Raw genomic sequence first — 22285 nt, forward strand, 5'->3', positions numbered from 1 at the left:
TATATGCAATGAAACGAAATCCCGCACCTGCTGAGCCCCGACATTCATCTGCTGAGCAAGCCCTATAACCCCGAAACCCAGACGCATCGGGTGCGCCGCGTGCTTGCCGCGCCACAAGGTTGACCATGACTTCATCGCGCAACATCCCTCAGATCACCACCCAACACCTTGGGTTCGTCCGGGTTCGCGGCGCTCGCGAACATAATCTGCGTAACGTCGATGTGGATATCCCGCGGGATGCCCTGGTGGTGTTTACCGGCGTGTCGGGTTCCGGCAAGTCGTCCCTGGCTTTTTCCACGGTGTATGCCGAGGCCCAGCGGCGCTATTTCGAATCGGTGGCGCCCTATGCGCGACGCCTGATCGATCAGGTCGGCGTGCCCGATGTGGACTCCATCGAAGGCCTGCCGCCTGCCGTGGCCCTGCAACAACAGCGCGGCACGCCGAGTGCGCGTTCGTCGGTGGGCAGTGTCACGACGTTGTCCAGCCTGATCCGCATGCTCTATTCGCGCGCCGGCAGTTATCCGCCGGGGCAGGCGATGCTGTATGCCGAGGATTTTTCGCCGAACCTGCCCCAGGGCGCCTGCCCGCAATGCCACGGCCTGGGCCGCGTGTATGAGGTGACCGAGGCGCTGATGGTGCCCGATCCCTCGCTGACCATCCGCCAGCGTGCGGTCGCGTCCTGGCCCTTGGCGTGGCAAGGCCAGAACCTGCGCGACATCCTGGTGACCCTGGGCTATGACGTCGACATCCCGTGGCGTGATTTGCCGAAAAAGCAGCGCGACTGGATCCTGTTCACCGAAGAAACCCCGACCGTGCCGGTGTACGCCGGTTTCACCCCGGAGCAGACCCGCGAGGCGCTGAAACGCAAGCTGGAGCCGAGCTACCAGGGCACGTTCAGCGGCGCGCGGCGCTATATCCTGCACACCTTCAGCCACACCCAAAGTGCGCTGATGAAAAAGCGTGTCGCGCAGTTCATGCAGGGCAGCGCCTGCCCGTTGTGCGACGGCAAGCGGCTGACCCAGGCGGCGTTGTCGGTGAAGTTTGCCGGGGTGGACATCGGCGAACTCTCGCAACTGTCGCTGACTCAATTGGCCGAGCTGCTGCGGCCGGTGGCGGCGGGGCAGGACACGATGAAACTGTCGCTGGAAAAGCGCCTGGCCGCCCAGCGCATCGCCGAGGATCTGCTCGAACGGGTCAGCACCCTGACCGAGCTGGGGCTGGGCTATCTGTCCCTGGAGCGCAGCACGCCGACCTTGTCGTCCGGCGAGTTGCAGCGCTTGCGCCTGGCTACGCAACTGGGCTCGCAGTTGTTCGGCGTGATCTATGTGCTGGATGAGCCGTCGGCGGGGCTGCACCCGGCAGATGGCGAAGCGCTGTTCACTGCGCTGGCGCGTTTGAAAGCCGCCGGCAATTCGTTGTTTGTGGTGGAGCACGACCTGGAAACCATGCGCCGCGCCGACTGGCTGATCGACGTCGGACCGGCGGCCGGTGAACACGGCGGGCAAGTGCTGTACAGCGGACCGCCGGCGGGTTTGGCGCAGGTTGAAGCGTCGCAGACCCGTGAGTACCTGTTTGCCGAACGGCGCCCGGCCAATCCCCGGCGCCGCGAGCCGACCGGCTGGCTGAGCCTGGAGGGCGTCACACGTAATAATCTCAAGGATTTGAGTGTCGATTTCCCGCTGGGTTGCTTCACTGCGGTGACCGGTATTTCCGGCTCGGGCAAATCCAGCCTGGTCAGCCAGGCGCTGCTGGAGTTGGTGGGCAGCGGCCTCGGCCGCGTGCCGGAAAGCGACGACGAACCGAGCCTGGAAGACGATGCCCCGCCCACCAGCGGCGGGTGCATCAGCGCCGGGCTGGAACGGATTCACCGGCTGGTGCAGGTGGACCAGAAACCCATCGGCCGCACCCCGCGCTCCAACCTGGCGACCTACACCGGGCTGTTCGACAACGTGCGCAAACTGTTCGCTGCCACACCGGCCGCGAAGCAGCGTGATTACGATGCGGGGCAGTTTTCTTTCAATGTCGCCAAGGGCCGCTGCGCGAATTGCGAGGGCGAAGGGTTCGTCAGCGTTGAGTTGCTGTTCATGCCCAGCGTGTACGCGCCGTGCCCGACCTGCCACGGGGCGCGCTACAACCCCGAGACCCTGGCGATCCAATGGCAAGGTTTGAACATTGCCCAAGTGCTCGGCTTGACCGTCGAGCAGGCGGTGGAGGTGTTCGCCGAGCAGCCGGGGGGGCTGCGGTCGTTGCTGGTGCTGCGCGACATCGGCCTGGGCTATCTGCGCCTCGGCCAACCGGCGACGGAACTGTCCGGGGGCGAAGCGCAGCGCATCAAGCTGGCCACCGAACTGCAACGCAATGCCCGGGGCGCCACCTTGTATGTGCTGGACGAGCCGACGACCGGCCTGCACCCACGGGATGTGGACCGCTTGCTCCGCCAGTTGAACCATCTGGTCGACGCCGGGCATACGGTGGTTGTGGTGGAGCATGAAATGCGCGTGGTGGCCCAGAGTGACTGGGTGATCGATATCGGGCCGGGCGCTGGGGACCTGGGCGGCAAGGTGGTTGCCAGCGGCACGCCGCGACAGGTGGCGAAGAGCAAGAAAAGCCGTACCGCGCCGTTCCTCGCCCGAGAGCTGGTCTGACCATCAATGGGGCGCACTTCAGTGGTTCAGGTACTCATGCAGTGACTGATGCACCGCTATCGGGGGCAAGCCCCCTCCCACATGGGAGAGTGGGGCTCACCGCCGGCACCCGAGCATGAGCAAATGCCACTAACCCCGCCGATCAACCAAGGGAATGCGGTCAATGTGGGAGGGGGCTTGCCCCCGATAGCGGAGTGTCAGTCACCATTGTGATCAATGTTCCTGCCGTTGGATCTGTTGCTTGGCCAGCTTCACCACATTCTCCACGGTAAACCCGAACTTCTCCTGCAACTTGGCCAGGGGCGCCGATGCGCCAAAGCTGTTCATCACCACTTTGGCGCCGGTCTGTCCGACATAGCGGTCCCAGCCCAAGGGGCCGGCCTGTTCCACCACCACCCGCGCGGTCACCGCTGGCGGCAGTACGCTGTCGCGGTAGGCGGTGGGCTGCTCTTCGAACAGCTCCCAGCTGGGCATCGAGACCACCTGCGCGGCAATGCCTTCGCCTTTGAGCTGTTCATACGCCGCCACCGCCAGGCTGACTTCGCTGCCGGTTGCCAGCAGGATGACCTCGGGGTGTGCGGCGCCGGCCAGCACATAGGCTCCCTGGGCGGCACCGGACGCGGCTGCGTACTGCGTGCGGTCCAGAGTCGGCAGCGGTTGGCGCGACAACACCATGCAGCTCGGCCGGTGAGTCTGGGCCAGGGCAACCTTCCACAGTTCCAGGGTTTCATTCGCGTCGCCGGGACGCAGGGTCAGCAACCCCGGCGTGGCGCGCAGTTGGCTCAGGTGTTCGATCGGCTGGTGTGTCGGGCCGTCTTCGCCGACGCCGATCGAGTCATGGGTAAACACGAACACCACCGGCAATTCCATGATTGCCGCGAGGCGGATCGGCGGCTTCATGTAGTCGCTGAACACCAGGAACGTCGAGGTGTACGGGCGCAGGTAGGACAGCGCCATGCCATTGGCGATCGCCCCCATGGCATGTTCACGGATGCCGAAGTGCAGGTTGCGTCCGCTGTAGTCGTCGGCACTGAAGCGTCCGGCGCCGTCGAAGGTCAGGTTGGTTTTGGTCGACGGCGACAAATCCGCCGAACCGCCCAGCAGCCAGGGAATCTGCCGGGCGAAGGCATTGAGCACCGCGCCGCCGGCGGCACGGCTGGCCACGCCCTTGGCGTCGGGGTCGAAGCTGGGCAGTTCAGCTTGCCATTGCTCGGGCATGTTCCCGGCGCGCATGCGTTGCAGTTCGTCGGCCAGTTGCGGGTCGAGGGACGCCAGGGTTTGCTGCCACTGTCGGTACAACGGCTCGGCCCGCGCGTGCAATGCATCACGCAACACCGTGCGCGCCTCCTCGGGCACCAGGAAGCTGGCGTCTTCCGGCCAGCCATACGCGGCCTTGGTCAGGCGGATCTCCGCCTCGCCCAGCGGCTCGCCATGGGCGGCGGCGGTGTTGTGTTTGTGCGGCGAGCCGTAGCCGATCACGCTGTCGACCACGATCAGGGTCGGCGCACCGGTATTGCGCTGGAAGGTTTCCAGCGCCGTGCTCAGAGCACTCAGATCGTTGGCATCGGTCACATGCAAGGTGTGCCAGCCATAGGCCTGGAAGCGCTGGATCACGTCCTCGCTGAAGGCCAGTTCGGTGTGGCCTTCGATGCTGATGGTGTTGTTGTCATAGATCCAACACAGGTTGTCCAACCGCAAATGCCCGGCCAGGGAGGCGGCTTCGCTGCTGATGCCTTCCATCATGTCGCCGTCGCCGCACAGGGTGTAGACGTTGTAGTCGAACAGCACTTGGCCGTCGCGGTTGAAGCGCTCGCCCAACCAGCGCCCGGCCATGGCCATGCCGACGCTGTTGGCGCACCCCTGGCCGAGGGGGCCGGTGGTGGTTTCTACGCCGGTGGTCATGCGGTACTCGGGGTGGCCTGGGGTCTTGGAGCCCATCTGCCGGAACTGCTGGATATCGTCCAGGCTGATCGCCGGCAGCCCCGAGCGCTGGCCCTGGGCGTCGATCTCGACCACGCCGGCCAGGTGCAGCAACGAATACAGCAGCATCGATGCATGCCCCACCGACAACACAAAACGGTCGCGGTTGGGCCAGTCGGGATGCTCCGGGTGATAACGCAGGAAGCGACTCCACAGCGTATACCCCACCGGCGCCAGGCCCATGGGCGTGCCGGGGTGGCCGGAATTGGCCTTCTGCACGGCATCCATGGCCAGGGTGCGCAGGGTGTTGATGCATTGGGTGTCGACAGCAGTGGCGGCGTGATTCATGAAACCGGTCTCCCTCGGGTGGCGATCTACAGTGGAGGGCAGGGCGCGGCAAAGGTTTGATTCCATCGCCGGTGTAGCGACGAACGGAACTGGTTTGCCCGCAAACATGACAAGACCCCCTGGAATGGGCTAGCTTCAAGGGCGTAATCATTGATCAACTTGCGGAGGTAGGCCATGCCAGTGAAACACGACCTGTATCAGGACTTGGGTTTGAGCAAGGACGAAGTCGATGGACACCGGGCGAAAAATCCGCGTCTGAACGCGCTGTTTGATAAATACAACGCCGTCGACGAACTGGTGGTGAGCGCTGAAAAGGCGGCCGGCAGCGATGAGGAGCTGAAGAAGTTAAAGGAAAAACGCTTGTTGGTTAAAGATGAGATCAAGGGTTTGCTGGAGTAAAGCGCGCGATCCATTCACCCCGCAGGGAGCGCGTCAGTCGCTCCCTTGCACATTTTTTCAGATTTGGCTGAACGACATCCTTCCCTCCGATACTTATGATGCCCGCCGTCCACCCGGCTCTGGGGGGTTATAGGGCGCGAGGATTGCGCTGCTGAGCCGGGCGGGCAGTTTGTTTCAGGCCAGTAGCGTGCGAGTGCATTCATCCATCGAGCGTTGTTGCATCTCGGCATACAGCGCCAACTCATCAAGGGTCTTGCGCCCCAGCGCCTGTTCGAATTCGGCCTGGTTCGAATTGGCTGCGTAGTGACTTTGCGCGGCATCCCCCAGGTTCGACTGGAAAATCCCCGCGGCACTCACCGGCAGAAAATCCTCATACACCAGCGGTTCTACATCGACGTGACCGGCGGCGATCAGCGCGTCCAGCGTGCGCGGTTGGTCGGCTTGGCCGCGTGCCGCGAGGCCTTTGTCGGTGGCGAAGTAGCGGAAGTAGGCCAGGCCTTGTTCGCGCATTTGTGTGTGGTCGTCCGGGAAGGCCTGGAAGTGCTGTTCCATCAAGTGCATGTAATGCGCGGCGTTGGCTTCGTTGGGGAAGGCGCCGAGTGCGTCGCGGGCGGCATTCAGCAGTTGGTCGTACAGCGCGCGGCCTTTGGGTGTGAGGGCGACGCCGCGTTGTTCGATTTCGCCGAAACGTGCGCTGTGGCTGCCTTGGGCGTCGGTGAAGGCGATGGTTTCGTCGAGGGCCTTGAAGCTGGTCTGGCGCAGCAGGATCGGACAGTGGCGGCGCGGCGGGCCTTCGATCACGGCTTTGGGGGTGATGCCTTTGCCGGGCATGGCGGCCTGGACTTGGTCGATATCCAGGGTGCGCGGGGTCAGGTGGTTGATGTGCGGGCCCTTGAAGGCCACCACGTCGGCGATCAGGCGATGCTGGTCGCTCAGTTGCCGGTACTGCGCGGCGGTGACGGTGGCGGTGTGGTGCCAGCGGAAGGTTTCCAGGGCCTGGCGGATGAATGTCTCGGCGTCGTCAGCGTTGAGGCCGCCATCGCGTTCCGCTTGTTCGATCAGGGCGAGGGCGCCGGAGGTGAAGATCGAACGCTTGGCCAGGGCGGCTTCGGCGAAGGCGCGCAGTTCGGGGTTCTCGATCAGTTCCAGGCGCAGCAACGAGGTGAATACGCGAAACGGGCTGGTTTGCAGCGCGCATTCATGCACGGCGCGAAATGCGGTGGAATGCACCGGCACGCCGGCCGGGGTCAGGTCGTAGTAGCCCACCGGTTGCATGCCCATCACCGCGAACAGGCGGCGGATGGTCGCCAGTTCGGCGGCGGTACCCAGGCGAATGGCGCCGTGGCGTTCCATGTCCAGGCGCTGGATTTCGCCGGTCCGTTGCAGTTGTTGCGCCAGGCTCGGGTCGGCGTCGAGCACGCGGCGGTTGATGTCGGCCACCAGCTCCATCAGCGCCCCGTACAGGGGCACTTCATCGCGGTACATGTCGGACATGGCCTTGGAAAAGCCTTTGCGGATGTCGTCGGGGCTGATAAACGCGGTGCTGGGCATAGAAAAATTCCTGGCTGCGGTAAGAGTAATGAATGCCGTTACCCCCGATTCTGTTGGGCGCCGCAGGCCCGCGCAAACGAAGATTCCTCTGGACTTCATTCTGCAAACGAATGAGTGGGGTAAAACCGTCTTCATGTGCATCCCGCCGGGAATGGGTTCTACACTGGCCTTACGCGATGGCTGAGGGAGGATTGGATGAGCGCCACTATTGTGCAAACCACTGAAGGCCAGCGCCTGGCCGCCGATTCCGCCGAGTGCTGGCGCGAGTGGGGCCCGTACCTGAGCGAACGCCAATGGGGCACGGTGCGCGAGGACTACAGCGCCGACGGCGATGCCTGGCGTTACTTCCCGCACGAACAGGCGCGCAGCCGCGCTTACCGCTGGGGCGAGGATGGCCTGGCCGGGTTCAGTGACAAGGCGCAACGCTGGTGCCTGGGCCTGGCGCTGTGGAACGAGCATGACGCGATCATCAAGGAGCGCCTGTTCGGCCTGAACAACGCCGAGGGCAACCACGGTGAGGACGTCAAGGAACTGTACTTTTTCGTCGACGGTGTGCCGAGTCATGCCTACATGCGTATGCTCTACAAATATCCCCACGCGGCGTTTCCCTACGCCGACCTGATCGCCGAAAACGCCCAGCGCGGGCTGGCGGACGCCGAGTACGAAATCCTCGATACCGGCGTGTTCGAAGACAACCGGTATTGCGATGTCAGCGTCGAATACGCCAAGCACCAGCCCGACGATATCTTCATGCGCGTCAGCGTCCACAACCGCTCCGACCAGCCGACACGCCTGCAAGTGCTGCCGCAGGTGTGGGCGCGCAATGATTGGAGCTGGACCGTCGGCGCGCCGAAACCGCAGTTGCGGCTGGACGGCGAGCGCGTGCTGGCGCGGCATCATGAATTGCCGGACCGCCACCTCAGCGCCTGGGGCCAGGACGGCGTCGAATGGCTGTTCTGCGAAAATGAAAGCAACGCCCCCAAGCTGGACGGGCAACCGGCGCCGGGGCCGTTCAAGGATGGGATCAACGATTACGTGGTGGCGGGGCAGGAAACCGCGATTCGCCGCGACAGCGGCACCAAGGCGGCCGCGCGTTTCATCCTGGAGTTGGCGGGCCTGGAGCGCAAAGTCGTGTATCTGCGCTTTGCGCCCAAGGACGCGCCCGAGGTCAATGCGCGCAAGCTGTTTGAACAGCGCCGCCAGGAAGCCGATGACTTCTACGCCGCGTTGCAACAGGGTATCGCCGATGCCGATGCGCGCAATGTGCAGCGCCAGGCCCTGGCCGGTTTGCTGTGGTCCAAGCAGCTCTATTATTTCGACGTGAACCAATGGCTCGACGGCGACCCGACCCAACCCGCGCCGCCGCCCGAACGCCTGCAACGGCGCAATAGCCATTGGCGGCACCTGTCCAACTTCGACATCCTCTCCATGCCCGACACCTGGGAATACCCGTGGTACGCCTCCTGGGACCAGGGCTTTCAGGCGGTGGCCATGGCGCTGATCGATCCGGGGTATGCCAAGCAACAACTGTTGCTGCTGGTGAAGGACCGCTTCATGCACCCCAACGGCCAGTTGCCGGCCTATGAATGGCGCTTCGACGACGCCAACCCGCCGGTGCATGCCTGGGCCTGTTGGCGGGTGTATCAGCAGGACAAGGCGTTGACCGGCGTCGGCGACATGGATTTCCTGGAGCGGATCTTCCACAAGTTGCTGTTGAATTTCTCCTGGTGGGTCAACCGCAAGGATGCCGAAGGGCGCAACCTGTTCCAGGGTGGGTTCCTCGGCCTGGACAATATCGCCTTGTTCGACCGCTCGGCCGCACTGCCGCCGGGCTACCAACTGGATCAGGCCGACGGCACGGCGTGGGTGGCGGCGTATGCGCTGGACCTGATGCGTATCGCGCTGGAACTGGCCAAGCGCAATGTCGTGTACGTCGATATCGCGGTGAAGTTTTTCGAGCACTTCCTGTATATCGCCGGCGCGATCAACCGTGTCGACGACAGCGCCGAGGGCCTGTGGGACGAGCAGGACCTGTTCTTCTACGACGTACTGCACCGTCCCGACGGTCAGAACGAACCGGTGCGCCTGCGTTCCATCGTCGGCCTGATGCCGCTGTTCGCCGTGCTGGTACTGGAACAGCGCGAGCATGAGGGCCTCGAAGGTTTGCGTGAGCGGCTGTTGGGCTTCATGCACCACCGGCCGGACCTGGCCAAGCTGGTCTCGCGCTGGAACGAACCGGGGCAGGGCAATCGCCTGTTGCTGGCGTTATTGCGCGGCGAGCGCACCAAGGATTTGCTGCGGCGCATGCTGGATGACGATGAGTTTCTTTCGGCGTTTGGCGTGCGCTCAATGTCCAAGGCCTTTGCCGAGCAGCCCCTGGCGCTGAAGATGAACGGCGACACGTTGTGCGCGCGCTACCAACCCGGTGAGTCCGATTCGCGTCTGTACGGCGGCAACTCCAACTGGCGCGGGCCGTTGTGGATGCCGGTGAATTACATGCTGATCGAATCGTTGCGCGAGTTTCATCGGTACTACGCGGATAACTTCTCGGTGGAGTACCCGACGGGCAGTGGTTATCTGTCGTCCCTGGAGGAAGTCGCCGACAGCCTCAGCCAGCGCCTGAGCCGATTGGTCCTCAGGGATGACAATGGCCTGCGTCCGTCGATGGCCGGGTATGCGCAGTTGGAGGCGGACCCGGCCAGCCGTGATCTGGTGTTGTTCCATGAGTATTTCCATGGTGAGACCGGGCGCGGGTTGGGGGCGTCACACCAGACGGGGTGGAGTGCGTTGGTGGCGTTGCTGTTGCATGTACCGTCCATGCCTTGAATCGGGTAAATTCGCCGCCCCGAGTTTTACAAGGATGTAGATCATGGCGAACGCTGCCATCCCCACCAGATTTGGAGCAGTTCAAGAAAGTCGACGCCGCTGACCGTTGATTGCTGGCCGAGAAACGACAAATCCCGCCATTGGCGGGATTTGTCGTTTCAATGCGTGCGTTACAGCCAGCGTTCTCAGGAAGGGAACAGATCGCTCAGCTTCATCGCCAGCATCATGTCGCCTTCGGTGCGCAGGTTGCCGCTCATGAAGGCCTGCATGCCGTCGGTTTCGCCGCTGACGATGCCTTTCAGTGTTTCGCCGTTCATGACCAGGGTCACCAGGGCGTCTGGGTTTTCGCCTTTCTGCAGTTCACAGGTGCCGTCTTTGACGATCAGCGAGAAGTGTTCGCTGTCATCGATACAGAAACCGAATACCAGGTCCAGGCCGGCAGCAGCGGCTGGGTTGAATTTGGCTTTCATTGCTTCTACGGCTTTAGCTACGTCAGTCATGGTTTCGATCCTTTAGGGTAGAGTCCAGCGACCTTGGGGTCACGGTTGGCCGCACTTCATCGGAAAGTGATGAGCTGCGGCGCCTTCAACAGTTGCAAGTGGGTATGACTGTTGAAGGAAGCCAGTGCCACCTCGCGACCGCGGAATTTCAGCTGGTTGAGCGAGGTGTTAACAATTTGCCAGTTCAGTTCGAAGGCCTGGGCGGCCGGCATCCGGGTAATCAGGTGGAGCAGGGCAGTAATAGTGCCGCCGGAGGTAAACACGGCGATCTTGTGCGTGTTGTCGGCCGCTTCCAGCAGACGCTGCAGGCCACCCTGGACGCGCTCGACAAACCCCAGCCAGCTTTCCAGCCCCGGCGTATCGTAAGTGCCGGCCACCCAGCGCTCGATGATCAGGGCGAAGATGCGCTGGAACTCGCTGCGGTTCTGCGCGGCGTTGCGCAGGATGTCCAGGGCGTCGGGTTCGCGGGTGAGCAGGTCGGGGAGCAGGGCGCGGATGATCGCGTCGGCGTCGAATTCGTTGAAGGCGCTGTCGACTTCCAGGGCTGGAACCGCCAGGCCGAGGGCGCTGTATTGATCGAATGCGGCCGTGGCGGTGTGCTGCTGGCGGCGCAGGTCGCCGGCGACGCAGCGGTCGAACGTCATGCCCATGTCTGCCAGGTGGCGACCGAGGATTTGCGCTTGTTCCACGCCGACGGGCGACAGGACGTCATAGTCGTCTGCACCGAAGGAGGCCTGGCCATGTCGAATCAGATAGATGCTGCCCACGTCCGTTTTCCCGGTACGTTGAAAGTCTGGCGAGGTTATGAGGATGCCTGCGAGCTGTCAATGAAAAAACATACGCTTGTTTTAAAAGCGTGTTAGAGCGCCTGCCTGCTGGCGGTTTGAGCACTGGCTCCCCGGCGGTCCCGTCGGTATGCTTGGGCGATCCGCGCCTGGCGCCGTGCATTGTTAAGGAGACACATGGATTTTTTGGCTGAATACGCGAGCTTTCTGGCGAAGACTGTCACCCTGGTGGTCGCGATTCTGGTGGTACTGATCAGCTTCGCGGCACTGCGCAGCAAAGGTCGTCGCAAATCGGCTGGCCAGTTGCAGGTCAGCAAGCTGAATGATTTCTACAAAGGCCTGCGCGAGCGCCTTGAATCGACCGTGCTCGACAAGGATCAGCTCAAGGCCCTGCGCAAGTCTGAAAGCAAAGCCGAAAAGAAGAACAGCAAAAAGAAACCCGAGGCCAAGCCACGGGTGTTCGTGCTCGACTTCGACGGCGACATCAAGGCCTCGGCCACCGAGAGCCTGCGTCATGAAATCACTGGCTTGCTGAGCCTGGCCACGCCCAAGGACGAAGTGGTGCTGCGCCTGGAAAGCGGCGGCGGCATGGTTCACAGCTACGGGTTGGCGTCGTCGCAACTGGCGCGGATTCGCCAGGCGGGCGTGCCGTTGACCGTGTGCATCGACAAGGTCGCGGCCAGCGGCGGCTACATGATGGCGTGCATTGGCGAGAAGATCATCAGCGCACCGTTCGCGATCCTCGGTTCCATCGGGGTGGTGGCGCAGTTGCCCAACGTCAACCGCCTGTTGAAAAAGCACGATATCGACTTTGAAGTGCTGACCGCCGGCGAATACAAACGCACCCTCACCGTGTTTGGCGAAAACACCGATAAGGGCCGGGAGAAGTTCCAGGAAGACCTGGACATCACTCACCAGTTGTTCAAGAACTTCGTGTCGCGCTATCGCCCGCAGCTGGCGATCGACGAAGTGGCGACCGGGGAAGTGTGGCTGGGTGTTGCAGCCCTCGACAAGCAACTGGTCGACGAGCTGCAAACCAGCGACGAATACCTGGCCACCAAGGCCAAGACCGCCGAGGTATTCCACCTGCATTACTCTGAGCGCAAGAGCCTGCAAGAGCGCGTGGGCCTGGCGGCCAGCGGTTCGGTGGACCGCGTGCTGCTGACCTGGTGGAGCCGGTTGACCCAGCAGCGGTTCTGGTAAGCCTTTTTGGGGTATAGGTAATACCTGTGGGAGGGAGCTTGCTCCCTCCCACATTTAGTTCGGTGTGGGTATCGGCTTGCGCATCAGCCTCCCCACCACCAGCGCTCCGAGCAATCCCAATAACCCTGCCACCCACAACACCCCGCTGAACCCGTCCACAAACGCCTGCCGCGCCAGCGGTTGCAGCCTCACCCGCGCCGCCTCGGGCACCAGGTTCAGCGCCGCCGGCATATCACCCGCCACCACCCGCGAAGCGATTCCCGCCACCTGCGCCTGCCATTGCGGGTCGATACTTGCGCGCAACAACTGTTCGCTGTGGCTGCTCAGCAGTGCCCCATACACGCCGATGGCCAGCATGATCGCGCTGAAGCGCATGGTGGTGCTCATGCCCGAGGCCATCCCCGCACGCTCCCGTGGGCACGCAGGCCATGATGTTTTTCTGCGTATCGCCGTTGAGCAAACCGGCCCCGGCCCCGGTGACTGCAATCGCCAGGGCAAAGGGCAGGTAGCCGCCGACATTCAGCGCCCAGGCGCTCAACAGGTTGCCGCAGCCGACGAGGGTCAAACCGCTGGCCATCATGGTCGCCGGCGCCAAGCGTTGCGCCAGGCGTGCGCCGATCCGTGGGCCAATCAGCATTGTCAGCGCGAACGGCAGCATGCCCAGGCCCGAGGCAATCGCGGAAAAGCCCAGGCCGTTCTGCAGGTAAAACGGCAGCAACGTCATCATCACCTGGGCGCAGCCGGCGTAGGCGAACATGCCCAGCAGGGCGCCGATAAAGCGCGGGTGACGGAACAGTTGCAGGTCGACCATCGGCCGCTGCTGCAGCCGCTCGACCAGCACGAACACGCCCAGGAGCAACCCGCCACCGAGCAGGCGCGCGTAGGTCAGCGGGTTGTCCCAGCCGATGCGGTTGGCCTCGATCAACCCCCAGATCAAACACAACAGGCTGGCGCTGAATGCCAGGCTGCCCCACGGGTCGAGCCGCGCAGCCAGGGTGTCGCGGGACTCGGGGATGGCGTGCAGCACCAGCGCCATCAACCCCAGGCCGACCGGCAGGTTGAGGTAGAAAATCCAGCGCCAGCCCAGGTACTCGGTGATCAAGCCGCCGAGGGTCGGTGCGGCGGTCATTGCCACACCCATGCACGCGCCCCAGAACGCCCAGGCCTTGGCCCGCTCCACTTCGTCGTGGAAGGTGTGGCCAATGGAGGCGAGCGCCGAGGTGAGCAGCAGCGCAGCGCCGACGCCTTTGACGGCGCGCGCGATATCCAGCCACAGCGCGCTGGGCGCGGCGCCGCAGCCGAGGGAGGCGAGGATGAAAATACCCAGGCCCCAGATCAGGCTCCTCTTGCGGCCGAAGCGGTCGGCGACGCTGCCGGCGGGCAACAACAGCGCGGCGAAGGCGAGCATATAGGCGCTGACCACCCACTCGATATCCGCGAAATTGGCCCCCAGGTCGCGGGCGATACTCGGCAGGGTGACGGCGACGATATTGGTGTCGAGCACGATCAGCGAGCAGACGCCGGAAGCGGTCAGCAGTGTCAGGCGTGGACTGACCCGGATCATGCTGTAATTACCCTACAGGCAATATGGAAAAGACAGTTGACGGACATCGCAAGGGCTCTCTACTGTTGAAGTACCTTGAGCTTATCCCCGCACGCTGCTGCCTTTGTTAGCCACGGCGAAGCACTTCATTACCTTTGAGCTAATCCTCGTATGGACATCCGCCATTTTCGCTACTTCCTGGCCGTGGCCCGACAGCGCAACTTCACTCGCGCCGCCGAGCAGTTGGGCATCGCCCCGCCGACCTTGAGCCGGCAGATCCAGGACATGGAAACCAGCCTGGGCACGCGCTTGTTTATCCGTCAGCAGCGCGAAGTCAGCCTGACCGAAGCCGGCGCAGCGCTGCTGGTCGAGGCTGAAGCCACCGTGCGTCAATTCGAATTTGCCCAGCGCAGTGCCCAGCGTGCCGGGCGTGGCGAGACCGGCCACATCGAATTGGGCTACGTGGCTTCGGCGGTGTATTCCGGGCTGTTGCAGCGACAAATGCACGGGTTCAGCCAGGCGTTTCCCGACGTCAGCGTGAACGTGCGCGAATGTGCGATGGCGACCTTGCCCGGCGCGGTGGCGGATGGGCGCTACGACATAGGCTACATCCGTTCGCCGATGACGTTGCCCGACGGCGTGGAGGCGGTACGCCTGCACCGCGAAGGTTTCGTGCTGGCGCTGCCCCAGGATTCCTGGTTACTGGGCTTGAAGGGCATCGGTTGCGAGCATCTGCAAAACGAGACGTTTATCCTGCCGGAGCAGATCAGCGGCACGTTGCACGTCGCCGCCCAAGGCGGTTATGCGCCGCGCCTGGGGCCGCAGCCGGGCGGGTTGGTCGCGGTGGTGGCATTGGTGTCGTTGGGGCAGGGCGTGGCCGTGGTGCCGGCATCGGTGGTCGGGCATGTGAGTCTGCCGGGCGTGGTCTATCGCAGTATCCAGGGCAGTGAGGCGGCGTCGTGGCTGTCATTGATTCACCGGCGCTTCGAGCAAGCGCCGGCGGTGGCGCGGTATATCCAGCAGGTCAAGCAAGCGCCAGCCTGAAGCGTTACACCAGCCGCGGCTGCACGGAATCGGCCAGGCGGGTGAGGATCAGGCAGCACGACACCGCGCCGGCATCCAGCACTCCCAGTGAACGCTCGCCCAGGCGGCTGGCGCGGCCGATCTTGGCCACCAGGTCCTTGGTCGAGTCGCGCCCCTGTGAGGCGGCGGTTTTCATCGCGTCGAGCGCATCGCCGAAGGACGCCCCCTGCGCATGGGCCCGCTCAAACGCTTCGACCGCCGGGATCAAGGTGTCCATCAGGCACTTGTCACCCACGCCGGCCTCGGTGATGTCCTGCAACGAGGTCAGGCCGCCGCGCAGCAGGTGGGCGAAGGTGGCCGCATCGATGTCTTCGCAGCCGCGCACTTCATCGGCCATGCCGATAAACAGGCTGCCGTACAACGGCCCCATGGAGCCGCCGATGCCTTCCATCAGGCTCAGGGTCAGTTCGTCCAGGGCTTCGGCCAGGCTCAGTTGGCGGCCTTCGATCGCACGCCCGCAATGGGCGAAGCCCTTGGCCATGTTGATGCCGTGGTCGCCGTCGCCAATCGCGCCGTCGATTTCGCTGAGGTACTCACGGTTGGCCACGATCACGCTGACCAGGTCGGCGACGATGGCGCTGCCGTCGCGGGTGGAAAAATGCTCGCTCATGGTTCACTCCGCCTGGGTCATGCCGATGGAACGGCAGGGTTGGTCGATCAGGGTTTTCAGCTCGGTGTCGAGGCCGAGCAGGGTCAGGGTCACGCCCATCATTTCCAGGGACGTGAAGTAGTTGCCCACGTAGCAACGGTGGATCTTCAAACCCTTGGCGGTGAGTTGGCGTTCCACCTCGGCGTAGAAAATATACAACTCCATCACCGGCGTGGCGCCGAGGCCGGAGACCAGCACCACCACGCTGTCGTCCTGGCTGAAGTCGCGGTCGGCGAGGATCGGCGCGAGCATGCGCTCGGCCATGGCGGCGGCGGGTTCGATCGGGATGACTTCGATGCCCGGTTCGCCGTGATGGCCGATGCCCAGTTCCATCTGGCCGTCCGCAATCTCGAAGTTCGGCTTGCCCACGGCGGCAATGGTGCAGGGGGTGAGGCCGATGCCGATCGAGCGGCAGTGGTCGACGGCTTTCTGGGCGACGCGGATCACACCGTCCAGGTCGTAGTGCTGGGCAGCGGCGGCACCGCCGATCTTCCACATGAAGATTTCCCCGGCCACGCCGCGCCGCTTGGCGATCTCGGCCTTGGGCGCGGACGCCACGTCGTCGTTGGCGACCACGGTGCGGATACGCATGTCTTTGCTGGCGGCCATTTTCATTGCCAGCTTCACGTTCATGTTGTCGCCGGCATAGTTGCCGTACAGGCAGGCCACGCCGGCGCCGTGGTCGGCGGCGCGGAACGCATCGAAGAAGCTCTTGGCGGTGGGCGAGGAAAAGATCTCGCCGACGGCCACGGCGTCGACCAGGCCGGGACCGACGTAGCCGAGGAAGGCCGGCTCATGGCCCGAGCCGCCGCCGGTGACGATGCCGACGCGGCCTTGGCCCGACGGTTTGGCTTTGACGATGACCCGTGGATTGGTTTCGTACTGGCGCAATTGCGGATGCGCGACCAGGATGCCGCGCAGCATGTCCTCGACCACGTGGTCCGGATCGTTGATGACTCGATTCATAACGCGGGTTCCTGTGTTCTTGTTTTAAGGGTTCACAGCTGTTCAGTGTGGTGTGCTTAGGGTTCGAGGACGACCTTGAGTGATTTGTCGCCTCGCTCCATCACCGCAAACGCTTCCTTGAAGTCCGCCAGGGCGAACTTGTGGGTCACCACGTCACGCATGTCGATCTTGCGGTTGCCGATAAAGTCGATGGCGCGCGGGTACATGTACGGCCCCAGGTGCGAGCCGAGGATGTCCAGTTCCTTGCGGTCGCCGATGATCGACCAATCCACCGTAGCCTCGTCGTTGAACACGCTGAACTCAACGAATCGCCCGAGTTTGCGCAGCATCGCCAGGCCCTGGTTGACGGCCTTGTGATGACCGGTGGCTTCGATATAGATGTCGCAGCCGTAGCCGTCGGTGATTGCGCGGATCTTCGCCAGCACGTCCACCTCGGCCGGGTTCCACACTTCGTCGGCGCCCATGCGCAGGGCGAGGGCGGCGCGTTCGGGTTTCATGTCGAGCACGATCAGTTTTTTCGGATTGCGCATGCGTACCGCGCCGATGATCCCCAGGCCCAGCGTACCGGCGCCGGCGACCACCACCACGTCGTCGAAATCTACATTGGCGCGCTCCGCCGCGTGCAGCGAGCAGGCCAGCGGTTCGATCAGGATCGCCTCGTCCGGCGCAATCGAGTCCGGCACCTTATGGATGATGCCTTCCTTGGTGAAGATCATGTACTGCGCCATGGCGCCCTGCACATTGTTCTGGAAGCCATACAGGTCGTGTTTCTGGCACATCCAGTACTGGCCGTGGTTGCAGAAGCGGCAACCCCAGCACGGCACGATCTGTTCCGAGATCACCCGGTCGCCGACCTTCACCCCACGCTTTTCCGCGCCGGGGCCGAGGGCCACCACGCGGCAGACGAATTCGTGGCCGGGGATCATCGGCGGCTTGACGTAGCGCGGTTGCTCGGCGTCGCCCCAGAACGACGGGGCGCCGCGATAGGTCTTGATGTCGCCCATGCAAATGCCGCACAGCTCGACCTTGGTGAGGATTTCATCGGGGCCGGGGGTGGGCACGTCGACGGTTTCCAGGCGGTAGTCTTCCGGGCCATGGCAGACCACGGCCTGCATGGTTTTCGGGATGATCGGGGTGAGTTGCTCGGGCGTGCGTTCGGTAACGGTGGACATGACAAAACCTCACGACAAATAGATGAATTATTGAATGCTGTAGCCGCCGTCGATCACCATGTTGGCGCCGGTGATCATTTGTGCCGCGTCGCTGAGCAGGTACAGCGCCAGCCCGGCGATTTCTTCCGGCTGGGCAAAGCGGCCCGCCGGGATCTGCAATTTGGCCCGTTCGCCGACTTCGCCGGCCCAGGCCTGCTTGCCCAGCGCGGTCTCGACGATGGTGGGGGAGATGGCGTTGACGTTGATCTGTGGCGCCCATTCCATGGCCAATACCTTGGTCATGCCGACGATGGCCGCTTTGCTCGCGCAATACGCGACATGCCGGTCCAGGCCGATCACCGCGGCCTGGGAGGCCAGGTTGACGATGCGCCCGCCACCCTGGGCGAGCATGTGCCGGGCGCAGGCCTGGGCGACGAAGAAGCTGGCCTTGAGGTTGATGTCGAGGGTGGTGTCCCAGGCGCTTTCGCTGACGTCGATGGCCTTGTCCAGCAAGGCCACGCCGGCGCTGTTGATCAGGTAATCGAGGCGTTGGAAGTGGGCGAAAACCCGGTCGACGCTGTGTTGCACCTGGTCGATCTGGCTGAGGTCGACGGCAATGCCCAGATGCTCGGCGCCGAGGCCGGCGGCCACGGCCACCACCGCCGGGTCGCGGTCCAGCAGCGCCACCCGCGCGCCGCGTTCGACCAGCAGGCTGGCGCAGGCCAGGCCAATGCCGGCGGCACCACCGGTGATCACCGCGCAACGGCCGGTGAGGTCGAAGGCTTGGTTCCAGAATCCAGACATGAATGACTCCTCTTTAAATAGCACTGGAGATTCAATGTGGGAGGGGGCTTGCCCCCGATGGCGGTGTGTCAGTCACCTGATCTATCACTGGTGCACCGCTATCGGGGGCAAGCCCCCTCCCACATTTGCTCCCACACTTGAGTGTGTTTCAAGCCAGTAGTTACTTGCCGCCGCTGACTTGTTGGTACAGCGCGTCGGCATTGGCGTTGGTCACCGGCACCCACGGCAGGATGTAGGTCTTGGCGGTGCCGTCGGCCCATTTCACGTCCTTGGCATAACGTTCCCAGATCACCGATTGCGGTGTGTAGTCCTTGCCGGCGAGGGCGCGCAATGCCACGTCCAATGCGCCTTGGGACTGGGCCTGGGCGTCCTGGAGGAAGGTGGTGACTTCGTCTTTCTTCGCCGCCTGGATCGCATCCGGCATGCCGTCGATCGAGGTGACGGGCACGTCCTTGGAGGTCAGTCCGTGGGACTTCAGGGCCTGCACAGCGCCCAGGGCCATGTCGTCGTTCTGCGCGATCACGCCGTTGATGCCTTTGGGGTGGGCGTTGAGCCAGTCTTCAGTCAGCGCCAGGGCCTGGGCGCGGTCCCAGTTGGCGGTTTTTTTCTCGATGATCTTGATGCCGGGGTGTTTGCCCAGCACTTCCAGCTCGCCTTTTTCCCGGTCGATCTGCGCCGACTGGCCAATCGGGCCTTGGATGATCACCACATTACCCTTGCCGTTGAGCTTGTCGACCATGGCCTGGGCCTGCAGGCGGCCGCCTTCGATGTCGTCGTTGCCTACATATGGCACGGCGGCGTCGGCCACTTTGGTGTTGGAGGCGATCACCACCACGTCGTTGCTCATGGCCTGCTTCACGCTGCCGACGCCGGCCTTGGTGTCGATGGGCACGAACAGGATCGCGTCGTAGTGTTGGGTCACCATGTTTTCGATCTGGTTGTTCTGCGTCAGGGCGTCGTAATTGCCGTCGAATACGGTCAATTGCACGGTGCCGTCCTTGACCGCCGGGTGTTCCTTGAGCTCGCGGACCCAGTTCTGCATGAACTGGCCCTTGAGGCCGTAGACGGCTGCGCCGACCTTGTAGGTCTTGCCGTCGGCGGCCACGGCGATACTGCTGGCGAGCAGGGAGAGGGCCGCCACGGCGGCCAGGGTGGTACCAAGTTTCATGAGGGGAACTCCGTTATTGTTGTAGTTGGGTCGTTCTCTAGCGTTTTTTCTTGCGCCACACGTCGATCAGTACTGCGAACACGATGATCAGGCCCTTGGCGACCTGCTGGTAATAGGACGACACGCCGAGCAGGTTCAGCCCGTTGTTGATCACGCCGATCAACAGCGCGCCGAACAGCGTGCCGACAATGCTGCCGGTGCCGCCCGACAAGCTGGTGCCGCCGATCACCACGGCGGCAATCGCGTCCAGCTCATAGGACACCCCAGCCTGGGGCAGGGCGGAAGTGGTGCGCGCCGACAACACCACGCCGGCCAGCCCGGCGAGCAGGCCCGAGACCACGTACACCGAAAACATCACCTTGCGCACGCCGATGCCGGAGGTGCGCGCGCTCTTTTCATTGCCGCCCACCGCGTACACATAGCGGCCGTAAGTGGTGTAGCGCAGCACCATCCAGAAGATCAGCGCGACCACGGCAAAGATGATGATGGGGATGCCGATCGGGCCGATCTTGCCGATGCCCAGCGCCAGGTAGGCATCCGGCAGGTCGGTGATCGGGCTGCCGTCGTTGAGGATGAAGGTCATGCCGCGCGCAATGCTGAGCATGCCGAGGGTGGCCACGAACGGCGGGATCGACAGGTTGGCGACCATGAAGCCATTCACCACGCCGAGCATCGCCCCGGCGAACATCCCGGCGCTCACCGCCGCCAGCAGGCCGTAACCCTGGGTCGCGACCATCGCGCTGCACAGCCCGGCAAACGCGAGGATCGAACCCACGGACAGGTCGATGCCCTTGGTCAGGATCACGTAGGTCATGCCCACGGCGAGGATGCCGTTGATGGAGGTCTGGCGCAGGATGTCCATCCAGTTGCGCCAGGTCATGAAGTATTCGCTGGAAAACGCCATCACCACGCACAGCAGGATAAACACCAGCGGCAGGCCGAAGCGGTCGAGGGACAGGCGCAGGCGGTTGCGCGGCGCGGCGGTGATGGAGGTGGCGGGGGTGGACAGGGTTTTGGCATTCATGAGGCAAGACTCAACAAGGCTTCCTGGGAAAGGGCGGTGTCGGTGCTGATGGTCACCAGCCGGCCGCCTTTGAATACGGCGATGCGATCGCTCAAGTGCAGCAGTTCCGGGGCTTCCGACGACACCACGATGGCGGCGCCGCCGGCACGCACGAACTGGTCGAGCAGGTGGTAGATCTCCTGCTTGGCGCCTTCGTCGATGCCGCGAGTGGGCTCGTCGCACAGCAGGCACACCGGTTCGGTCGACAGGCATTTGGCGAGCACGACTTTCTGCTGGTTGCCGCCGCTCATGGAGGCCACCGGCAGTTCCAGGGAGGCGGTCTTGATCTGCAGGCGCTTGACCATGTCCTGGGCCAAGCGGGTTTCCTTGCGCGCGTTGATCAGCGACCAACTCGACAGGCGTTTGTAGGCCGACAGGGCGATGTTCGACAGAATGCTGCCGGTCAGCACCAGGCCGCTGTCTTTGCGGTCTTCTGTGACCAGCGACATGCCGGCGTCGATGGTTGCCTTGGGCTGCCCGATCGGCATGGGCTTGCCTTGCAGGGTGACGTTGCCGGAATCGGCCACCGTCAGCCCGTAGATGCAATTGAGGAACTCGCTGCGCCCCGAACCCATCAGACCATAGATGCCAAGGATCTCGCCCTGGCGCAGTTGCAGGCTGATGTCGTGGAACTCGCCTTTACGGCTCAGGTTATCGACCTGCAGGCAGGTGGCGGCGGCGCATTCGCGGCCGACCTTGTGGTCGATGCGCGTCAGTTCCTGGCCGACGATGCCGCGCACCAAATGGTCGCGGTCGATATCTGCCATGCGCCCGCTTTCCACGAAGGCGCCGTCGCGGAAGATGCTGTAGTCATCGGCAATCTGCGCCAGTTCGCTCAAGCGGTGCGACACATACACGATGCCGGCGCCACGGGCGGTGAGGCGGCGGATCGCCTTGAACAGGGTCTGCGCTTCGTGCTCGCCGATGGCCGAGGTGGGTTCGTCCATGATCATCACCTGGCAGTCATGGCTGAACGCCTTGGCGATTTCCACCAGTTGGATCTGCGCCACGCTGAGGCGGTGCATCGGGCTGCTGGCGTCGACGTCGAACTCCAGGCTTTCGAGCAGCTCGCGGGTGCGCCGGTTCAGGGCCTTGTTGTCGACGATGCAGCCGGCGCGGCGTGGTTCGCGGCCCAGCCAGATATTTTCGGCGACGGTCATGTAGGGGATGGGTTCCAGCTCTTGGGTGATCATTGCGATCCCCGATGCCAGGGCTTCACTCGGGCGGTTGAACTGCACCGCTGTGCCGTTGAGCAGGATGGTGCCGGCGTCGCGCGGGGTGATGCCCATCAGAATGCTCAGGAACGTCGACTTGCCCGCGCCATTGCCGCCGCACAGGGCGTGGACGCTGCCGGCACGCAGAGAGAGGCGCCCGTCACGCAGGGCAGGGATACCGGCGTAAGCCTTGGCGACGTGTTCAGCCTGGAGCAGTAATGGCGTGGCCATCGGCGTGTCCTCGTGCTGTGAATTCTTATTAGGTCGCACAGTCATGTTTCGCTGTGAGCATATGTGTATCAAATGAAATTCTGATCAGTCAATCTCTTTCATGTAAAAGCTGGGATTCTGATGTTTTTCGCCAATAACGCCTTTCTAGACCGCTTTGACTGCCGGGTCAGTTAAATCATGCTTGACAGAGAGGGGGTGATGCCCGCGAAATGACTGAACGATATTTCACTGAGTGA

16 protein-coding genes and 1 pseudogene are annotated in these 22285 nt (G+C 63.4%); 5 read left to right on the top strand and 12 right to left on the bottom strand.

Annotated features, from left to right (window positions below; genetic code table 11):
• Positions 1 to 125 precede the first annotated feature (125 nt).
• Entirely contained in the window at positions 126 to 2645 is a 2520-nt protein-coding gene (locus tag ACVWZP_RS02840) for an excinuclease ABC subunit A (protein ID WP_457369349.1), read from the top strand.
• Between the two features lie 213 nt (positions 2646 to 2858).
• Here the strand turns inward: ACVWZP_RS02840 and tkt are convergent, their stop codons facing one another.
• Positions 2859 to 4913, bottom strand: a complete 2055-nt coding sequence (gene tkt / locus ACVWZP_RS02845) for a transketolase (RefSeq protein ID WP_108526386.1) — start codon at positions 4911 to 4913, stop codon at positions 2859 to 2861.
• 174 nt (positions 4914 to 5087) lie between these two features.
• On the opposite strand from tkt, the gene ACVWZP_RS02850 reads away from it, so the two are divergent.
• Positions 5088 to 5312: a DUF465 domain-containing protein gene (locus ACVWZP_RS02850; RefSeq protein ID WP_046383097.1), complete on the top strand. Its 225-nt coding sequence runs from the start codon at positions 5088 to 5090 to the stop codon at positions 5310 to 5312.
• 174 nt (positions 5313 to 5486) lie between these two features.
• On the opposite strand, the gene hglS is transcribed toward ACVWZP_RS02850, so the two are convergent.
• Positions 5487 to 6863, bottom strand: coding sequence for a 2-oxoadipate dioxygenase/decarboxylase HglS (gene hglS / locus ACVWZP_RS02855; RefSeq protein WP_448124142.1), 1377 nt, complete (start codon positions 6861 to 6863; stop codon positions 5487 to 5489).
• 195 nt (positions 6864 to 7058) lie between these two features.
• On the opposite strand from hglS, the gene ACVWZP_RS02860 reads away from it, so the two are divergent.
• On the top strand, positions 7059 to 9689 hold the full coding sequence (locus ACVWZP_RS02860; protein ID WP_108526390.1) for an MGH1-like glycoside hydrolase domain-containing protein: 2631 nt from the start codon (positions 7059 to 7061) through the stop codon (positions 9687 to 9689).
• Positions 9690 to 9874: 185 nt separating this feature from the next.
• Here ACVWZP_RS02860 and ACVWZP_RS02865 read toward each other — a convergent pair whose 3' ends face one another.
• A complete protein-coding gene (locus tag ACVWZP_RS02865) occupies positions 9875 to 10189 on the bottom strand; it encodes an SCP2 sterol-binding domain-containing protein (protein WP_046383100.1) in 315 nt (104 codons plus the stop codon).
• 56 nt (positions 10190 to 10245) lie between these two features.
• Positions 10246 to 10956: a histidine phosphatase family protein gene (locus tag ACVWZP_RS02870; RefSeq protein WP_046383101.1), complete on the bottom strand. Its 711-nt coding sequence runs from the start codon at positions 10954 to 10956 to the stop codon at positions 10246 to 10248.
• A 195-nt stretch (positions 10957 to 11151) separates the two neighbouring features.
• Here ACVWZP_RS02870 and sohB point away from each other — a divergent pair, with 195 nt between their 5' ends.
• A complete protein-coding gene (gene sohB / locus ACVWZP_RS02875) occupies positions 11152 to 12177 on the top strand; it encodes a protease SohB (protein ID WP_057005447.1) in 1026 nt (341 codons plus the stop codon).
• A 54-nt stretch (positions 12178 to 12231) separates the two neighbouring features.
• Here the strand turns inward: sohB and ACVWZP_RS02880 are convergent.
• Positions 12232 to 13741: pseudogene (locus ACVWZP_RS02880) on the bottom strand (MFS transporter).
• A 150-nt stretch (positions 13742 to 13891) separates the two neighbouring features.
• On the opposite strand from ACVWZP_RS02880, the gene ACVWZP_RS02885 reads away from it, so the two are divergent.
• Positions 13892 to 14764 (top strand): LysR family transcriptional regulator, encoded by an 873-nt coding sequence (locus ACVWZP_RS02885; RefSeq protein WP_046383104.1) that lies wholly within the window; start codon positions 13892 to 13894, stop codon positions 14762 to 14764.
• A gap of 4 nt (positions 14765 to 14768) precedes the next feature.
• Here the strand turns inward: ACVWZP_RS02885 and dhaL are convergent, their stop codons facing one another.
• The 7 genes from dhaL to ACVWZP_RS02920 form a co-directional block, all read right to left on the bottom strand.
• Positions 14769 to 15413, bottom strand: coding sequence for a dihydroxyacetone kinase subunit DhaL (gene dhaL / locus ACVWZP_RS02890; protein WP_017846664.1), 645 nt, complete (start codon positions 15411 to 15413; stop codon positions 14769 to 14771).
• A 3-nt stretch (positions 15414 to 15416) separates the two neighbouring features.
• Positions 15417 to 16418: a dihydroxyacetone kinase subunit DhaK gene (locus tag ACVWZP_RS02895; protein WP_046383105.1), complete on the bottom strand. Its 1002-nt coding sequence runs from the start codon at positions 16416 to 16418 to the stop codon at positions 15417 to 15419.
• A gap of 56 nt (positions 16419 to 16474) precedes the next feature.
• Entirely contained in the window at positions 16475 to 17590 is a 1116-nt protein-coding gene (locus ACVWZP_RS02900; protein ID WP_046383106.1) for an MDR/zinc-dependent alcohol dehydrogenase-like family protein, read from the bottom strand.
• 27 nt (positions 17591 to 17617) lie between these two features.
• Positions 17618 to 18373, bottom strand: a complete 756-nt coding sequence (locus ACVWZP_RS02905; RefSeq protein ID WP_046383107.1) for an SDR family oxidoreductase — start codon at positions 18371 to 18373, stop codon at positions 17618 to 17620.
• Between the two features lie 160 nt (positions 18374 to 18533).
• Entirely contained in the window at positions 18534 to 19541 is a 1008-nt protein-coding gene (locus ACVWZP_RS02910; RefSeq protein ID WP_457369350.1) for a substrate-binding domain-containing protein, read from the bottom strand.
• A gap of 37 nt (positions 19542 to 19578) precedes the next feature.
• Positions 19579 to 20565: an ABC transporter permease gene (locus ACVWZP_RS02915; protein ID WP_017846659.1), complete on the bottom strand. Its 987-nt coding sequence runs from the start codon at positions 20563 to 20565 to the stop codon at positions 19579 to 19581.
• Complete coding sequence (locus ACVWZP_RS02920; protein ID WP_046383108.1) at positions 20562 to 22049, bottom strand: sugar ABC transporter ATP-binding protein; 1488 nt, start codon at positions 22047 to 22049, stop codon at positions 20562 to 20564. Before ACVWZP_RS02920 ends, ACVWZP_RS02915 begins: the two co-directional genes overlap by 4 nt.
• Between the last annotated feature and the right edge of the window lie 236 nt (positions 22050 to 22285).

This window comes from Pseudomonas sp. TE36184 (assembly GCF_054060055.1).